This is a genomic window from Ignavibacteria bacterium (assembly GCA_016873845.1).
GTDB lineage: Bacteria > Bacteroidota > Ignavibacteria > Ch128b > Ch128b > JAHJVF01.
The window spans coordinates 26,896-44,216 of sequence record VGVX01000001.1 but is presented as its reverse complement, the minus strand read 5'-3'; the positions used below and the strand labels follow the sequence as shown (position 1 = coordinate 44,216).

Below are 17,321 nucleotides of genomic sequence, written 5' to 3'. Positions count from 1 at the left end.
TCAGTGTGTTCTATACAATAGTTGATTAGCAAATCGGTTCAGGAAATCCTTATGAACTGAGTCTGTTATTGAATTGAGCGAATTAACAGCTTTCTCAACATATTTCTGAATAAATTCTTTGGCTAATATATCGATTTTATACTTTTTATAGATTTCAAAGTATGTATCCACCAATTCTGCTCTAATTCCTTTATTTTTAATTAATTGTGTCAATTTATCTGAATCTTTTCCTTTAGCTCGTTGGAGCGCAGATAAAAGCAAAAATGTTTTTTTCCCCTCCGTCAAATCACTTCCTAAAGTCTTACCAAATTTACGATTATCTCCTTTCATATCAAGCAAATCATCTTGAATTTGGAAGGCCAATCCTAAATTTTTTCCATAATTTGACAGCGAACTAACAATGCTGTCAGGTGCATCGCCACATAATGCTCCGATCTTGCAACTGACAGATAACATCGAAGCAGTTTTTTTATAGATCATCTCTAAATAATCTTGTAAAGTTACATTTCCCAGACTTTCAAACTCTTTATCTAAACTTTGTCCCTCACATACAACAACAACGGCATTACTAAATTCGTGAAGAATCTTGTTCTCATTATAATGTAAATTCGAATTCAATAAATTAAATGCAAGCGCTAAGAGATTATCACCAGATAAGATAGCCGTATTAACATCATACATTTCATGAAGTGTTTTTTTTCCATGTCTAAGACTAGAATTATCCATGATATCATCGTGAATTAAGGTAAAATTATGAAGTAATTCGACTGCGACAGCTTGATTAATGACCTGATTTACACGTTTCCTATTTACTGCTCCGGCTGAAGCAATTAGCAATAATGGTCTAATTCTTTTACCACCGGAGCTTAAAAAATATCTAATTGGGTCATACAAAGCTTTTGGTTTTTTCCCTTTTAAAAGTACAAAAATACGTTCATTGATCATTTTTTTGTAATTTTCAGTACGTTTATTGTATTCAGAAGTAAGCATACAGTATTTTATGAATTACGAGGTTAATTCTAAAGTAAAGTAAATGGAATCATTAATTTCTTTTTTTTACCCCAATCCCTGGCAAATCTGTTAATGTAACTTTACCCTCCAAAATTCTTGTTCCGTCGAAAATGTCATTGCTAATTAAATCTGCACCATCTAAATCAGCCCAATCTGCTAGTGGTGACATTTGCGCAGCAGCTGATATCGCACAACTAGTTTCAGTCATGCAGCCAATCATTACTTTCATATCGAGTGCTTTTGCAAGTGAGATCATTTTATAAGCTTCTCTCATTCCAGTACTTTTCATCAACTTTACATTTATTCCATCATACACACCAAATGCCTTCTTCACATCACTAAGTCTTTGAACACTTTCATCGCCAACAATCGGAATTGGGCTTCTCTCTTTTAGCCAGACCAAATCATCAATTTGTTCTTTAGGCATTGGCTGTTCAACCAATTCAATTTGGAATTTTTCAAGCCATTCGATCATTTTAAGTGCGTAACTCTTATCTGTCCAACCTTGATTTACATCTGTTCGGATAGGTTTATCAGTTACAGATCTTATCGTTTCAATCATCTCTTTATCGTTTTCTCGGCCAAGTTTTACTTTCAATATTTTGTAAATATCTGCTTCTTTAACTTTTTGCTTGACTACATCAGGAGTATCAATGCCAATTGTAAAAGAAGTGTATGGAGTATTTTTTGGATCAAGCCCCCAAATTGAATACCATGGCTTACCCAATTTTTTACCGATTAAGTCATGTAAAGCAATATCTACTGCAGCTTTTGCAGCGCAATTGTTTGGTGCAATTGAATCTATATAATTTAGAATCTCTTCAAGCATGAATTCATCATTGAATTTTGATAAGTCTACTTTTGATAAGAACTCAGCCGCGGTTTGATGAGATTCTCCAAGATATGGCGGCATAGAAGCTTCACCGTATCCAACTATTCCATCTTTTTCGATTTCAACCATCATGACAGGAGTTGTTTTTCGTGAGGAGACAGCGACTGTAAATACATGTTTTAATTCGAGAGTATAAGGGTAAAATCGTAATTTCATTTTACTGCTTTTTGAGATTTTTTTATTCGATTGATGTGAAGTAGACGTGGCGAGATGAGGTATGGCTAATAATCCAGCCCCAGCTAGTGTTGATGTTTTTAAAAATTTTCTTCTATCTAATTTATTAGTCAGCATAAAATTTGTTGTTCATAATTTTGAGTTTTTCAATTTGATCAGGTGTTAATATTCTTTTCACCCGTAGTATAGTACTCCGTCGATATTCATTATAATTTGGATCGGATTTATCAAAACTATCAATCCGGACTCTACCAGATGAATGAATAAATAATTTTTCACCAAGATAGATTCCGACATGAGTAATTCTTTCAAATTGCGTCGCACTGTTTCTCCTACCGAAGAAAATCAAATCACCGGGAATCAGCTTCGAGAACTCTTCATCGTAAGGAACATCTTCGCCAATCATTGCTTGCTGATTAGCATCTCGCGGCAAGACTATTCCATTAAGAAAGAATGCAGTTTTAGTAAAGCCCGAACAATCAAGCCCTTTTATAGATGTACCTCCCCACAAATAAGGAAAGCCTATCATTTTTTTTGCACTGTTTATTACCTTTTCAGAGGAAAAATTATGATTCGCAGACCAATTCTCGAACTTTGATACGAATCGTTTTTCAATTTTTCCTTTTCGTCCATCAGGGAATTCAACAATAAAATAATTTTCTACTTCACCTGAATACACAAGAATTGCACCGCAGACGACATCACTGACAATTGAAGGTTTGTTTAATTCTTCAATTAGTCCGTATACCTCAGTATAGATTAGCTTTTCTTTCTTTTTCCATGCATTCACCTCATCTGAATTCATTAATTCTATTCCATCGTGGTCAACCCAACCGAGATACGAATCTGGAGTTTGGATATAATACCATCCTCCTTGGGATTTTAATACATTGACTGGCGTTCCTAAAATTGCCTGGGTTGATAGTTCGGCAGGGTGCTCAGGTTTTGAACGTATATTTGCTACACTAATTTTTACTACTCCGAAATGATTCTTGCCTAATTTGCTATCGGGTAATAAGGTAATTTCATCATTAATGTGATAGTTAAAACTAGATTTTAAGTTTTCGAACAAAACACTTTTAAAGTTAACGTCTGAGACTTCTCCGAACAAATTCAGATTGTTACCCTCTAATTTAAACTCAATATTGAAAACAGCTGTTCTTTTATCAGGGGCTAGATCATTCTTCACCCTATTTATTAGTTGTGATATCTCATCACTTGTCATAATTGGAGATAAATTTATTGTCAAAAAAAAGAAAATAAGTAAGCATTTCATGGATTTGAAAATAGTTATTTACAATTTGAATAGCAATTGAACAAAATGAAAATATTCAGCCAAAAGTAGATGCACATAAATATTGAAAATCAGCAAGCTCATTAATACATAAATAAATCAGATTTTTTCATGAAATTATCTTAATTTCGCAAAGTTGTTTAATTAACATCTGAAATTTTCTTAACACAGCAATCTTAAAGGAGACTACATGTCTGCAAATAATTCAGAACGCGAGCAATGGGGAAGCAGAATCGGTTTAATTCTCGCAGTAGCAGGAAATGCAATTGGACTCGGTAATTTTTTGAGATTTCCTGTTCAAGCCGCCCAAAATGGCGGTGGTGCTTTCATGATTCCATATTTCATTGCATTTCTTTTACTGGGTATTCCTCTAATGTGGATTGAATGGGGTATCGGTAGAAATGGCGGAAAATACAGACACGGTAGTGCACCTGGAATGTTTGATGTCTTATGGAAAAGTAAAATTGCTAAATATATGGGTGCCCTTGGACTATTTATTTCACTAACGATATTAATTTATTACACTTATATCGAATCCTGGACATTAGCTTTTAGTTTTTTTTCAATAATTAAGCTTTACTTTGGTGAATTAACTTTCGAATCGATGGGAAATTTCTTACGATCTTATCAAGGTGTAGAAGGCGGAGATCATTTTTCAACTTATTGGACAGCTTACCTTTTCATGTTATTTACATTCAGTGTTAACTTTTTTATTCTCTACAAAGGGATTTCTAAAGGGATCGAGAAACTGGCAAAAATTGCGATGCCACTGCTTTTTTTCTTTGCTGTGATTCTTGTTGTGCGAGTTTTTACTCTTGGAACTCCTGATCAATCCCAACCTCAAAATAGCATTTGGAATGGACTAGCATTTATTTGGAATCCAGATTTTTCGAAACTTGACGATCCTAAAATTTGGATGGCTGCAGCTGGACAAATATTTTTTACCCTATCAGTTGGAATGGGGACGATTCATGCCTATGCGAGTTATTTAAAACCAAAAGATGATATCGCACTCTCTGGGCTAACTACTGCTGCAACAAATGAATTTGCCGAAGTTGTTTTGGGTGGAAGTATTGCAATTCCAGTCGCAGTAGCTTTCTTTGGTATTGCGACAACTCAAGAAATCGCCCAAGGTGGATCTTTCAATCTTGGTTTTGTTTCAATGCCAATTATATTTCAAAAGTTTCCAATGGGTGAAGTCTTCGGATTTTTGTGGTTTCTCCTTTTATTCTTCGCCGGTATCACGTCATCGGTTGCAATGGGACAACCAGTTATAGCTTTTATGGAAGATGAGTTCGGATTTACTCGGAAAAAAGCCACTGCAATATTAGCAGTAATTGTTTTAGTCTCCGTTCAGTTTGTGGTCTTTTTCCTGAAATTCGGTTTCTTAGACGAGATGGATTATTGGGCAGGAACATTTGGATTAGTTGTTTTTGCCTTAATGGAAACTGTGATTTTTATGTGGATATTCGGAGCAGAAAAAGCATGGGAAGAAATAAACTCTGGCGGCGACATCAAAATTCCAAGATTCTTTTTCTACATTATGAAATATGTCACACCGCTAATATTACTTACTATTATGGGTTGGTGGTTAATTAATGATGCCATTCCAATTCTCTTATTACATAATGCTAACCCGGAAAACGTCCCTTATATATGGGCAGCACGTATTTTAATGATTCTGCTTTTAATCGGAATATTATTAATGGTTCGGATTGCCTGGAAAAATAACCAACTCAGAAAGGCGAATGTGTAAGATGGGATTAACAACTGAAGGACTAATATTTTTAATTTTTTGCTGGACATTGATTTTTAGCCTAGTCTCTTTTTGCTTTTATAAAGTAATGACTACGGACAATTCAAGAGAATGAATGATCTGAGAGTTTACTTAAACAAATAAAGTTTTATAACACTTTCAGCTTTGCGAATTTAAGCATTAAGTGTTTTCGGACGCCGGAATCGAATTCGACCACAGCCTTAAGATTGTCTCCAAATCCACTCATTTGCCGGATGGTGCCTTCTCCAAATACATCGTGACTTACCTTGCTTCCAATAGTTAGTATCTTTTCTTCCTGCGAAAAGTCTTCATAATTTGGCATTACACTTTTTTGCTTTTGCTGAGCTGTCCTTTTAACAGAATATGTATTCCTTCTATGAGCGTATGAATAACTGACTCCAGTGTTTTCAAATTGAACAAATCTTTCATCAATCTCATCCAGGAATCTTGATCTCGTTTGTGGATATAAACTCCCAAATCGATTTCTATTCCTCGCAAAAGATAAGTGAAGGTTTTTCTTTGCTCTTGTGCATCCAACGTAAAATAGTCTTCTCTCCTCTTCTAAATCATCAACATTCGAATCACGAGAAAGCGGTAATAAACCATCTTCACAGCCAACAATGAAAACATTTTTAAATTCGAGACCTTTTGCTGAATGTAGAGTCATTAACGCTACTGCATTACTTTTATCTTCCCATTTGTCAATTTCGGAAATAAGAGCAATGTCATTTAGAAAATCTACTAACGATTTCCCTTGATTAGAGATTGTGAAATCTTGTATTCCATTCAGCAGCTGCAGAATGTTTTCATAACGGTTCAGCGAATCCTCACTCCCCTCTTCCTTGTACATTTTCAAAATTCCTGTTTCGTCAATAAGTGATCTAGTTAATTCGTTGATGTTCAATCTTTCAGTTAGTTGAGCATATTTTGTGATTAGATCATGAAAGCTCATAAAATTCTTTTTAGCTCTTTCACTTAATACAGATGACTCATTTAAAATTCCAGTGCTCTTAAAGAGTGAGCAATGATTATCTATTGAGATCTTCATCAGTGAATCAAGTGAAACTTGACCGATTCCCCTTGAAGGAAAATTGACAACTCTTAAAAAGCTTTCATCATCATCTGGATTTATCAATAGTCGTAAATATGCAATTACATCTTTTATTTCTTTTCTTCTGTAGAATTCAGTTCCCGCAACCACTACATAAGGAATAGTGCTTTTAATTAGTGCCTCTTCAAAACTGCGTGATTGTGCATTTGTGCGATATAAAATAGCAAAGTCGTTTATATTAAACTCTTTTGACATCATCTTGACAGTGATAGTTTTGCAGATATAATTCGCTTCATCCTTATCGTCAAGACATTCGTAAACAGAGACTTTGTTTCCTTCTTCGTTTTCAGTCCAAAGATTCTTTTCAATTTGGTTGAGATTTCTTTTTATCACTGAATCAGCAACACTTAAAATAGATCTAGTTGATCGGTAGTTTTGTTCCAATCTGATAATCCTAGCTTCTGAATAGTCTCTTGTGAAATCCAGGATATTTCTAATATCTGCACCGCGCCATTTGTAGATACTTTGTGCATCATCTCCGACAACACAAATATTATTTGTCCCACCGGAAAGGAGCTTCAACATTTTGTATTGTGCGTGATTGGTATCCTGATACTCATCAACTAAAATGTATTGAAATCTTTTTTGGTACTTTTGCAGAATCTTCGCATCCTTTTCAATGAGTTCAATTGGTTTGATTAATAGATCGTCAAAGTCCATCGCATTACTTGATGCAAGACGCTGTTGATAGACTTCATAGATAGCTTTAATCTTATTTTCATGAATTCCAAAAAAGTTATTTTCATATGCTTCAGGCCTGATTAATTTATTTTTAGCTTTCGAAATTCGTGATTGCACAAATCTTGGATTTAGAAAGTTGTCAGATATGTCTAATTCATTCATAATTCTCTTAATTAGACTCAGACTATCATCAGTATCATATATTGAGTAGCTGCTCGAATAATTAAGAGATGCAGATTCGAACCTTAGCATCCTGGCAAAAATGGAATGGAATGTACCCATACTAAGTTTTTCCGCTTGAGCTCCAATCAGATGACGAATCCTTTCTTTCATCTCATCAGCAGCTTTATTTGTAAATGTAAGCGCTAAAATATTAGACGGATTCACTCCTTTCGAAATTAAATACGCAATACGATAGGTTAGCACCATTGTTTTCCCGCTTCCAGCGCCTGCGACTACAAGAACTGGACCTTCAGTTTCGGTGACTGCATTTTTTTGAGAAGAGTTGAGAGTAGATAGATTCATAACAGTATAATTATCGATAAATAAATAAAAAAAAGGTAATCCCGGTTACCAGGATTACCTTTTTCCAAAAGATTGATGAAACTTTATTTAAGCATCATCATTTTCATAGTTTTAACAAATTTGCCGGCCACCATTCGATAAATATATATTCCGCTCGATACTTTTCCGCCAAAATTGTTTTTTCCATCCCACTCGACTGCATGATAACCTGCTCTGAGATCATCATTCATTAAAGTTCTAACTTCTCTACCAAGAATATCATATATCTTTAATGAAACCCGGGCATCTTGTGGAATACCAAATCTAATCTGAGTTGTAGGATTGAATGGATTTGGATAGTTTTGGCTTAGTGAATAAGCTGTCGGTATTGATCCTTCATCTCCAACACCAGTCACTGGGCCAGCTGCCTGTTGAAGCATGATAGCATCAGCTCGAGTGACGTGGCTGTCTGTAACAGCACGATTTATTACACTATCACGATAAAACTCTGATACTTCCTCATGATCATTAATGATTTTAACGTTCCCATATATCGTTCCGCCGCCATGAATATCTTGTCCGCCGCGCAAGAACGTATATCTTCCGAGATATAATCTTCCATCTGAAGTAACATTACCACCAAAGGCAGTTGAATTTTGATTTCGAATTAATTTTGTTAATCCGCCAACGTGATTGATTTCATATACTGCTTTTGGATTTCCCGTACTTGATCCAGCTGGAACAATCGCCCAAACATCGAAACTATCTGGTTCAACTGCTGGTCCACCTGGTCGCTGTGGAAATCTTGGGAACCAATGAACATAATTTAATGGCTCACTCGGAGTTCCATTATAGAACTTACCATAAATATAGGTGAAGATTCTCTCGTTATTAGTTCCGCTGCCGGCAATTCTCTGCCAGTAATTCATATTCATTGGCGAAGGTTGATTCCAATCAACAACAGGTGTGCTTACAAAAGTAGTTGGATCTGAGTTATCAACCAGAATGTTTGTTCCTACACCCTGACCAGAGAGTGCGATATTGATGTATCGATTGTTGGTTGTATCATTTGTCCACATTCTTAATGTAGCTGAATGAAGTCGAATCGAATCAGGTCTGAACTCTACTGTCAGATTGTAAATCCCATCAATTGCGGGTAGTGTTAATGGTAATGGTGGTAGATTTGCGATACTGAATTTTGAACTATCTGCACCGAAAATCATGATTGAATCAACTTTTAACGGTGTTTCGCCATTGCTTCTGATTTGCAGACCTCTCTGATAATTGAATTCCGCATTTCTGATTGAATCGTAAATAGATACAGAACCAAAGCTTAATAATCTGCCAACTGCATCGGCTGATGTTGATGCTGTAGGAGCTATCGGCAATAATCTACAACGCAATAAGTCAACGCGTAAAAGGTCTCCCACACCGGCCATTTGTAATGGATTTTCAAACATAACCTTTGTTGGACCGCCTCCATTCAATTGAAAGATTCGAGTATTATTGTCAGAAATTTGTAACCAAAGAATTGCCCCTGTTACACCTCTTTCGTTAAAATTGAGTACCCTTTGTGTATCGGCCATAAATGGAGTGGTTACAGAAATAGTGGCATTACGTGCTGCATTCGGCGATCCAGAAGGCCCAGAATATTCTAGAATATATTTGCCTGGAATCGTATCTGGTATTTGGAAACCATATGTAGCAGTTGGAAGGTCTGTAGCTGGAATATATACTCTACTACTTGAATTTCCATTAGGAATAGGATAAATGAAGTTTGACTTTGCTGAATTTGAAAATGAAGAGAGGCCAGTTTCCACATATGACGTTGTCCCTGGTGCATTCCAATGTGGTTCAAATCCACTGCTCGCATTCATAATGAAATTATAATTAATTCCTTCACCTCTCACTGGAAAGAATGCTTGAGGCTCAGCAGCATCATTGCTGTGAATCACGACTGTATCAAAAGTCGCTTCTTCACCTTTAGGTGAAAATCTTATTTTTATATTCGCTTTCTTGCCTGGCTGGATTGTCATAGGTAATGTAGAAATGCTATAAAAACGATTCGTTGAAGTTGTTACGTTCGATATGATCAAATCTGCACCACCTAAGTTGTACATAGTGAACTCACGATCCTCGTAAATTCCCCACTTGAAAGTTGTTTGCGGGAAATCTTCAATCATCCTTGTAGTATCGAAGCCAGTCATGTGCCTCCTTCCGAATTCAAGATCAGCACCGGCTGCAGGACTCCTCAAAATCCTCACTTCATCAACGCGCATAAACGCTGGTGTCAATGTATCGGCACCAATTCTTACTTCAAGTCCCTTTGCTGCTGCTGGGACATTTAAAATTCCCAACGGCTTCCAACTTCCAGTTGCTCCTGTTGTTACGTTATTACTTTGGATATCATAGCGGAAACTGTCAGCAATAACTCCTTCTCCGAAACGTTTAAAAGTAACATAAGCATTACTTGTTGCGTTTCCAGTAAAGCCCATGTAGTGATAAACTAAGTAATAATCTGAAACCGCAACATCAAAAAAGTATGTTGCAGAAGCACCATTTGGACTACCTGCAGTTCTAGGAGTTCTTCGATGGCTGCTATTGAACCAGGCACTTCCCGTATTTGACCACCAGCCATCTGTTTGGGTAGGTGAATTAGCAACGGGTGGGATTTCACAATAAGTAGTGTCGCACAAATTAGTACCTGCGCCTGTTCCAGTGTTGTTATCATTCAAATTTGCAACAGTGATGTAGTTTGCAGGATCAAGTATTTGCTGTGCGGATACTTGTGATGTTAGCACTACTAAAGCAAACACCATAAGTAAGGCTGAAAGTTTTTTATTCATGCGTACCTCCGTTTGTTAATAAAATAGACATTAATTTATTTTGGCTTTTTAATAGTTATTGAGTCTATATCAGCTTCAGGCCCGGTAAAAGTCACTTTCGCGCCTGTTCTGATATCTGTTTTTTGTCCGATTGGGAATACTTTATAGAAGAGCTTTACACTGTCTGTAAATGATGGGAGACTCGAATCAATAAAAGTGTAACTTGTGTAATTCGATTGAATGATTTTAAAGATATCCGAATATTTAATAGACCTGAAAACCTCAAAATGTTTTAAATTTGAAGTGTCGGATATCGTCCAACTCATTGTAACTCTCCATTTACCGGTTGTAGTTGTATCAGCTTTGATGATTTTAAAACCTGAGGGCTTTGGCAAAATCGAATAGTGATAAGGCGATATAAGTTCTTCAGATTTCTCACATCCGTTGGAACAAAATAAGAAAAAAACTAAACTAATTGCAAAAAATATATTCATTTGTATTCTCATGTTATAAAGGAACTCTAATTGAAAAGATGGTCTGGAGATCAGTTGATATGAGATTATCGTTTATTTTCAGAGTATTTGAAAAATCAGCAACACCCAGATCATCAGTAAAAAATAAATAATCGATTATGTTCAATGCCCAGATGCCAGCGCTTATGAAGGATGAGATCGTCCTTTTCCTCTCGTTTACTTTTTGCTCATCGTGAACTTCTTTAATTTGTTTCCACAGTTCTTCTGCAAGGGCGTAACGGTCGGCGCTGTAATACTCATATTTCAAATTATCGAGCCTCTCACGGTTCGAAATGAAGTTATTGTGAGATACTATCGCCGTTACAAAGGATGCAAGGAAACCGACCGTAATTAAAGAACCTTTTAATTTATGTCCAAGATAAAACTGACCAGAGCCAGGTACAAACGTACTATATGCTAATCCAGTAATTTTGCGAACATTCCACTCAGGCATAATTGGTACAGGATCGCTTGACATTTCTTTGATAGTTAGTGTAGGTGAATTTTCCAAACTAGTGTATCTAGTCTGCGAAGCACCTATTTGTGCCATCAATAATAAGATAAAAACTAATTGAACAATTTTCATTTTTTACTCTACTTTAATAAAACAAAACTTTTTGTGATTGATGAACCAGAATTAGTTAATCGATAATAATAGATTCCGCTAGGTAAATTATAAATATTTGAATTAAATTCTACGGAATATTTTCCCGCTGATAAATTTTCATTTACTAAAGCCGCGATCTCTCTTCCTAGCATGTCATAAACTTTCAAAGTTGTAAGCCCTGGTAAATAAATTTCGAAATCTATCTTAGTCAGCGGATTAAATGGATTTGGATAATTCTGGCTTAAATTAATTGTTGTCGGATAATTTTCATAATCAATTTCGATATTTGTAGCGATTGTATTTGAGATTTCGCTTTCATTATCAACTTTATCAAAAGCAGAAACAGCATAGTAGTAAACCGAGTTTGTATCTGGAATAATATCAAAATAAAAAGTATCAGGATTAGATGTAATTTTATACAAATGTTCTGCTTTATTTGGATCTATTGGAGATGTTGCTCTGAAAATATTGTAATACTCTGCAATCTCTCCATCTGTAGCGGTTTGAGGTCTTGTCCACGCAATTCTAAACCTATCTGAGGTGATTTTCTGAATCGTAATATAATTTGGTTTATTTGGCGGAACAGGATCTTTCCAAATCATTGGCGGTTGATTTGCAGGATATTTATACAGTGAATTTGTGAGCGAGTCAAAATAGTTTATCGAACTTGCCATACTCCGGAATCTGAAGAAATTCACACCAGATGCACCAATAGTACGTGAATAATTTATCTGATTCTTAATTTCATTTATATCGCCAAAGTTTGGTTCACCTATTCTATATGAAGCAAGTCCCAACCAAGTTTGTTTACCACTTAAATTATTCTTCCACCAATTAGAAATTTTTGTGAATTCGGGGCACGTCGCGATATTCCAATAAACTTGCGGATTGTGATAATCAATATATCCTTTTGCAGCCCATGCTTTTGGATCTGAACGTAATTGATTATATAACTCCCATACACCGCAGGATAATCCCATTGCCGCCGCAGTATAAACACCTGGAGTTGTAGCTCCGACCTTCACCCACGGTTTATAATGTTTCACAGAATCCATCGTCATTTTAACCATTCGCTCAATGTTCAATCGTGCGAAATCATTACGCGGCAAATTCCAAGGATTGCCATTTAAAGAATCTGTTCGATTTGTGAACCAATAGTTAGAAGCATCTCCAAATAGAAGAGCTTCGGCTCCAAGGTCTGTATATCTAATAAAATCAAAATGGATTCCATCAATATTATAATTCTTTACGATTTCAGTTGCAATGTTTACTAAGTGATGTCTGACATCCGGATTGCCTGGATCTAAGAAAAATCCGCCGTCACTTTTCATCTGACCTGTAGAAGTCTTAGCAAACCAGCGTGTTTTCCAGTAACGTTGACCGTTGGAGCTGTCAATAATCGCTGGATGCGGTGGAAATGTTATAACTGAAAGATATTTCGAGAGTGTATCACTAATTACGTAATAAGCATTGATCCACGCATGAACTTCAATATTTTGTTGTCTTGCTTTCAAGATCATTTCAGCGAGTGGATTATATCCTGGATTAAATCCTAAATTTGATGGATCCTGACATGGAGTAAAGCATGTAAGATTTGAAGCCCAAGGGAGGAACGAAGAGCTATAATACGCATCGCCGCGCGCACTTACTTGAAATACAATTGTATTGAGATTTGCATTCTTACAAACATTTACTATTCCATCGATCTCAGCTCTCTGCGCTGAAGCGCCAACAGAAAATGGAAAATCAGCTCTACCTGCAGTGGTTACCCAGACAGCTCTAACTTCTTTACGCGGCTGGGCAAATAAAATGCTGCCAAGCAGTATTAGTGTAAGAAATGAAATGTATTTCATTTTTTCCTTTCGAGAGCATAAAGCACAAGGTTAACTCCGAAATTCAACGCTTCCGTTTTGTTTTCTAACGCCACCCATTGAGGAATATAACCTTTGTTCGATAGGACAGCAGTTAACTTTCCATTAATGAATAGTCCATCGATGTAATCATTCCGAAGCAGCTGTGTGTTGAAATCATCTAATCCTTTGGGTAAATCAGTAAATTTGAATCTCATGTTATATATTTGATGGTCCAGAGCAATTCTCTTTATTTCAGTTTTCCCGCTGATTCTGTTTGCGAGTTGATTTAAAAATTCCAGCATGGATGAATAATATGGCCAACTTTTTGTAACATGAGAATTTTCTATGTATAAGAATCCGCCCTTCGATAAAAGTTCAGCTAAATTATTCACCATGACTGAACTAATATTTGGCTTCCCGAATCCGCCCAGTAAAACGACAAAATCCGAAACCAGCAAATTCGGTGCATCGGCTGTAATTCGCACAAATTTAGATTTTATTTTTGTCTGAGCTTGCAGATGCTTTATAAATTCTGGAATTGCTTCAGGCATTGGATTCCATGCTTCAATATTTCCACCTTCACGGGTTTCTGTGGAAGTATATTGAAGCTGAGTAAAATTAATTTCTCGATCCAAAAGCAAACTATCTTTTGAAGTTGGAATTGAAATAAAAGTTGTATCAAGAGATGTTCTGCCTGTAATCTTTGCTCGGTCGAATTTTACTTTGCTAAAGTAAAAAACATAATTTCCAAATTCATCAGGTTCATTTGTTTCACTGTAGCTAAGAATAAAATTCCTCAGTGAGAATTTCACTTTTTCAACTGATTCATCCATTGGATCGAACACAATAAATCCTTCTCTGGAGTCGCCTGCATAAACCGGCTTACCTAAATAAACCATTGTTCTTCTGACAATTCCCATTCTTGATTCAAAAACTTCATCATCAATTCCGCTGGCGCCTTTACGCTTCAAATAATACTCTTCCATACTCTGATATTTTGCAGCTTTTTTCTCTCGAGCATAAGCATTCAACTTATCTCCTCTATCTGTTTCAAGAAGAGATTCTTCCGGGTCGAAATTTATTTTAGAACCGGAGTAATTGTAAATAGTTATCTTAAATACTGAGAATCTATTCGGAGAATATCCTTTTGAAGGATCAATCCAATCTCCATATGTAAATGGATTTTTTGAGAACCAACCTGCTTTGGAGTCATCTGGGAATTCGAACGTGTTTAGCTGAAAATCGGTCATGTACTTTAATTCAATTTTAAAATCTTTTCGATCCATGATTATCGTCAGACTATCTTTGGAAAGTCTATAAGTTGTATCATTCATGTATTTCATGTTCTCTGCATCAGGCATGTACATATATGCGACTCGTTCCGGAGGCATGAAAACATATTTATAAACGGAGTCACATCCGAATTGAATTGAAGTAAATAATATTAAAACTATCAAAAGAAATTTTTTCATTGATTAATCTCTGCTGCAACTTTTTGTTTATTCTTATCAATTATTCCGCCCTTTTGTGTACAGGCGTAGACTATTATATTAAGTCCAAATTGTAACTGTCTTGTATTGTCTTGTGGCCCGCCAAAACTGGAAGGATTTTTTAACCAATCTCCCCATGCACGACTGTAGCCTTTGTTTGAAATTACCACTGCAAGTCGACCTCCGAGGAATACTCCTTCAATGTACTTGTATCTTTCTGGTACAGGTTTTAATCTTTGTGCAGGATTGGGATTTGCGAGAGACATACCATTCGGACGGATATTATCGTCCCCAGCTGGAACTGCATCAAAATCTTCCCATGCATGGAAAAGTGGATGATTGTTTGGAACACGCTCAAAAATAGCATCGAAACCTAATGCATCAGTAACTAGCTGTCTTGCTTTCCGGCTGAATGACCCAGATTCATATGCAAATGCATCATCAATAAATAAGAAACCTCCTTCACGCAAGTATCGACCTAAGTTCTGGGCTTCTTCCTTTGTGTATAATGGTTCGGCTCTGTAACCAATCATAAATATTACCGGAATATTCATAATTTCTTTACTGTCAAGACGAATGGTCCCCTTCAGCGAGACTTTCACTTTTGTACCATTATTAATGAAATCAGATAAATTCAACAAAGCCTGTGGTATTGCATTCCATCCAGGTTGATTGTTGTCTTCAACTTTACTTCCGCGATACTGCAGTTGATAGAATTCCAAGAAACCGGAAATATCTTTTTTATTTGCTCCCTGGTCAATCATACCAGAAAATCGATCTTGAAAATTCATCCAATCAATAAGATTGTCTCTCAGTCCAGCAGTGCCTCGCTTTGATGAAGCACGAGTATTCTCAACTTCCATTTGAATGTTCGGTCCGTAAAACTGGGCTTGCTGGGGTGACCAAGTCCTATCCACATAATCACCTGGTCGACCGAGTGATGAAAGAGCAGTTCCGCCATGACGGGCTGCTGTTGTCATAGTTCGGGGCATTGTTGCCATTCTAACTTGCTGCGGTAACATTCTTTGTAATGTACGTTCAACAATCTTCGGAGCTTTTTGAAGTTCAAGCTGCTTTTGCAGTTTTGGTGCACGTTGAATGAATTTAACAGTTGTTGGTGGGCGCTTTGTTTCTTTAATACTTTCAGTAATATCAATTTGCAAAATAATCGGAAGGAAATGTATGAATGCAGAAATTGCTAAAAAAATTAAAAGATGTTTTCTATAGTATGAAAGAAAACTCTTTAACTTTTGGTTTACTTCAAATCCAGATATGTTTATGACCTGCATTCGTTTCTATAAGTTATTTGTTTTTATCTTTCTCTTCCTCTTCAGTAGCAATTGCAAGCTGATCGATACCAACAACTTTTGCAGCATCCATTACGTCAACGACGATACCATGAAATGTTTTTTTATCTGCTTTGATAATTAAAACTTTGCTTCCGAAAATATCTTTTTGGATCCTAAGCTGTTCCTCAAGATTATCCAGAGTTACACGAGTACCATTCAAATCCATCTCACCCTTATCGGAAATAGTGATACTCAAATCTTTCTCAGGCGGCGCATCGGAAGTTGCTGCTTGCGGCAGATCGACCTTTAATCCACTTTGCACTGCAAATACAGTCGTAACCATGAAGAAGATCAATAGCTGAAATACGCAATCGATCATAGGGGTCATATCAATACCCCGTTCTTCCCATTCTTTTCTTTTCCGAGCCATATTATTTATACCCTAAAGATTTAAGAATTTCATCTTCAAGTTTTTTCCCTTCGGTATCAGAAATGTTCAAATCAATTCTTTTTTCTTTTAAGAATGCTTCTTCATCCTTGTTTAATACGCCATCACGGTAAGCCGTCTTTAACATTTCTCGATACGTAGCAAAACGAGCCAGATCTTTTAATATCAAATTAACAAAATGATTTGTGAACGGTTCAACAAATTTTATGAGTTTTACTGTTCTCCTTTTTAAAAAACTATAACCAATCACAGATGGTATTGCAACAATTAAACCACCTGCTGTAGTAATTAATGCAACGGAAATTCCACCGGCTACAATGGCTGGATCTCCTTTTCCTCCTTTTGCAATTTCATCAAAAGACATGATCATTCCGAGAATTGTTCCGAGCAATCCAATAAGTGTTGCGACACTTGCGATTGTGTTCACAATCGGTAAAAATTCTTCGAAGTATTCTTCAGCAGATTCATCTCCAGTATCAAGTAGCTCATTTCTCATGTCGTGAATTGGACGTTTTTCGACAACAAGAAAATTAAATCTTTTGAGTACTTGCAAAAAGACATACGCAAATATTCCCTTATTCTTGTCACACCATTCGATCAATGGTTCCACCGTTCCATGCTGATGTAATAAATTCTGTAATTGATCTAAGATTGAATTAGCTTTTTTCTCATTTGGAACGGAATAATATCTATATAACCTTTCGATAATAATTCCGAGAGAGATTATAGAGAAAAATAAAAGCGGATACATTATGTACCACCCACCTTTGCTTAAAATATCAACAAGCCAATTATCTGTTAACCAGCTTGTAGTTTCAGTTTCGACTTGGAGCAATATTAATTGTAAGTTCAA

The 17,321-nt window shown here is 36.2% G+C and carries 13 protein-coding genes; 1 reads left to right on the top strand and 12 read right to left on the bottom strand.

Annotation, left to right across the window (positions count from 1 at the left end):
- From FJ213_00145 to FJ213_00135, 3 genes are read right to left on the bottom strand one after another with little or no spacing between them, the layout of a single operon-like run.
- Positions 1–990: a polyprenyl synthetase family protein gene (locus FJ213_00145; GenBank protein ID MBM4174577.1), complete on the bottom strand. Its 990-nt coding sequence runs from the start codon at positions 988–990 to the stop codon at positions 1–3.
- A 52-nt stretch (positions 991–1,042) separates the two neighbouring features.
- The gene (locus tag FJ213_00140) at positions 1,043–2,194 is read right to left on the bottom strand and encodes a dipeptide epimerase (GenBank protein ID MBM4174576.1); all 1,152 of its coding nucleotides are present in this window, start codon (positions 2,192–2,194) and stop codon (positions 1,043–1,045) included.
- On the bottom strand, positions 2,184–3,353 hold the full coding sequence (locus FJ213_00135; GenBank protein MBM4174575.1) for an NlpC/P60 family protein: 1,170 nt from the start codon (positions 3,351–3,353) through the stop codon (positions 2,184–2,186). Before FJ213_00135 ends, FJ213_00140 begins: the two co-directional genes overlap by 11 nt.
- A 208-nt stretch (positions 3,354–3,561) precedes the next feature.
- Between FJ213_00135 and FJ213_00130 the strand changes: the two genes are divergently transcribed.
- Positions 3,562–5,127 carry a sodium:calcium symporter gene (locus tag FJ213_00130; GenBank protein ID MBM4174574.1) on the top strand — a complete coding sequence of 522 codons (1,566 nt, stop codon included), beginning with the start codon at positions 3,562–3,564 and terminating at the stop codon, positions 5,125–5,127.
- Between the two features lie 148 nt (positions 5,128–5,275).
- Here FJ213_00130 and FJ213_00125 read toward each other — a convergent pair whose 3' ends face one another.
- The 9 genes from FJ213_00125 to FJ213_00085 form a co-directional block, all read right to left on the bottom strand.
- The gene (locus FJ213_00125) at positions 5,276–7,465 is read right to left on the bottom strand and encodes a DNA helicase (protein ID MBM4174573.1); all 2,190 of its coding nucleotides are present in this window, start codon (positions 7,463–7,465) and stop codon (positions 5,276–5,278) included.
- An 83-nt stretch (positions 7,466–7,548) separates the two neighbouring features.
- Positions 7,549–10,290, bottom strand: coding sequence for a choice-of-anchor D domain-containing protein (locus tag FJ213_00120; protein MBM4174572.1), 2,742 nt, complete (start codon positions 10,288–10,290; stop codon positions 7,549–7,551).
- Positions 10,291–10,325: 35 nt separating this feature from the next.
- A complete protein-coding gene (locus tag FJ213_00115) occupies positions 10,326–10,763 on the bottom strand; it encodes a hypothetical protein (GenBank protein MBM4174571.1) in 438 nt (145 codons plus the stop codon).
- A gap of 13 nt (positions 10,764–10,776) precedes the next feature.
- On the bottom strand, positions 10,777–11,367 hold the full coding sequence (locus FJ213_00110; GenBank protein MBM4174570.1) for a hypothetical protein: 591 nt from the start codon (positions 11,365–11,367) through the stop codon (positions 10,777–10,779).
- An 8-nt stretch (positions 11,368–11,375) separates the two neighbouring features.
- Complete coding sequence (locus FJ213_00105) at positions 11,376–13,241, bottom strand: T9SS type A sorting domain-containing protein (protein ID MBM4174569.1); 1,866 nt, start codon at positions 13,239–13,241, stop codon at positions 11,376–11,378.
- Positions 13,238–14,713 carry a DUF4159 domain-containing protein gene (locus tag FJ213_00100; GenBank protein MBM4174568.1) on the bottom strand — a complete coding sequence of 492 codons (1,476 nt, stop codon included), beginning with the start codon at positions 14,711–14,713 and terminating at the stop codon, positions 13,238–13,240. Before FJ213_00100 ends, FJ213_00105 begins: the two co-directional genes overlap by 4 nt.
- Complete coding sequence (locus tag FJ213_00095; protein MBM4174567.1) at positions 14,710–16,020, bottom strand: DUF4159 domain-containing protein; 1,311 nt, start codon at positions 16,018–16,020, stop codon at positions 14,710–14,712. Before FJ213_00095 ends, FJ213_00100 begins: the two co-directional genes overlap by 4 nt.
- Positions 16,021–16,033: 13 nt before the next feature.
- Positions 16,034–16,450: a biopolymer transporter ExbD gene (locus tag FJ213_00090; GenBank protein ID MBM4174566.1), complete on the bottom strand. Its 417-nt coding sequence runs from the start codon at positions 16,448–16,450 to the stop codon at positions 16,034–16,036.
- A gap of 1 nt (position 16,451) precedes the next feature.
- Complete coding sequence (locus FJ213_00085; protein ID MBM4174565.1) at positions 16,452–17,321, bottom strand: MotA/TolQ/ExbB proton channel family protein; 870 nt, start codon at positions 17,319–17,321, stop codon at positions 16,452–16,454.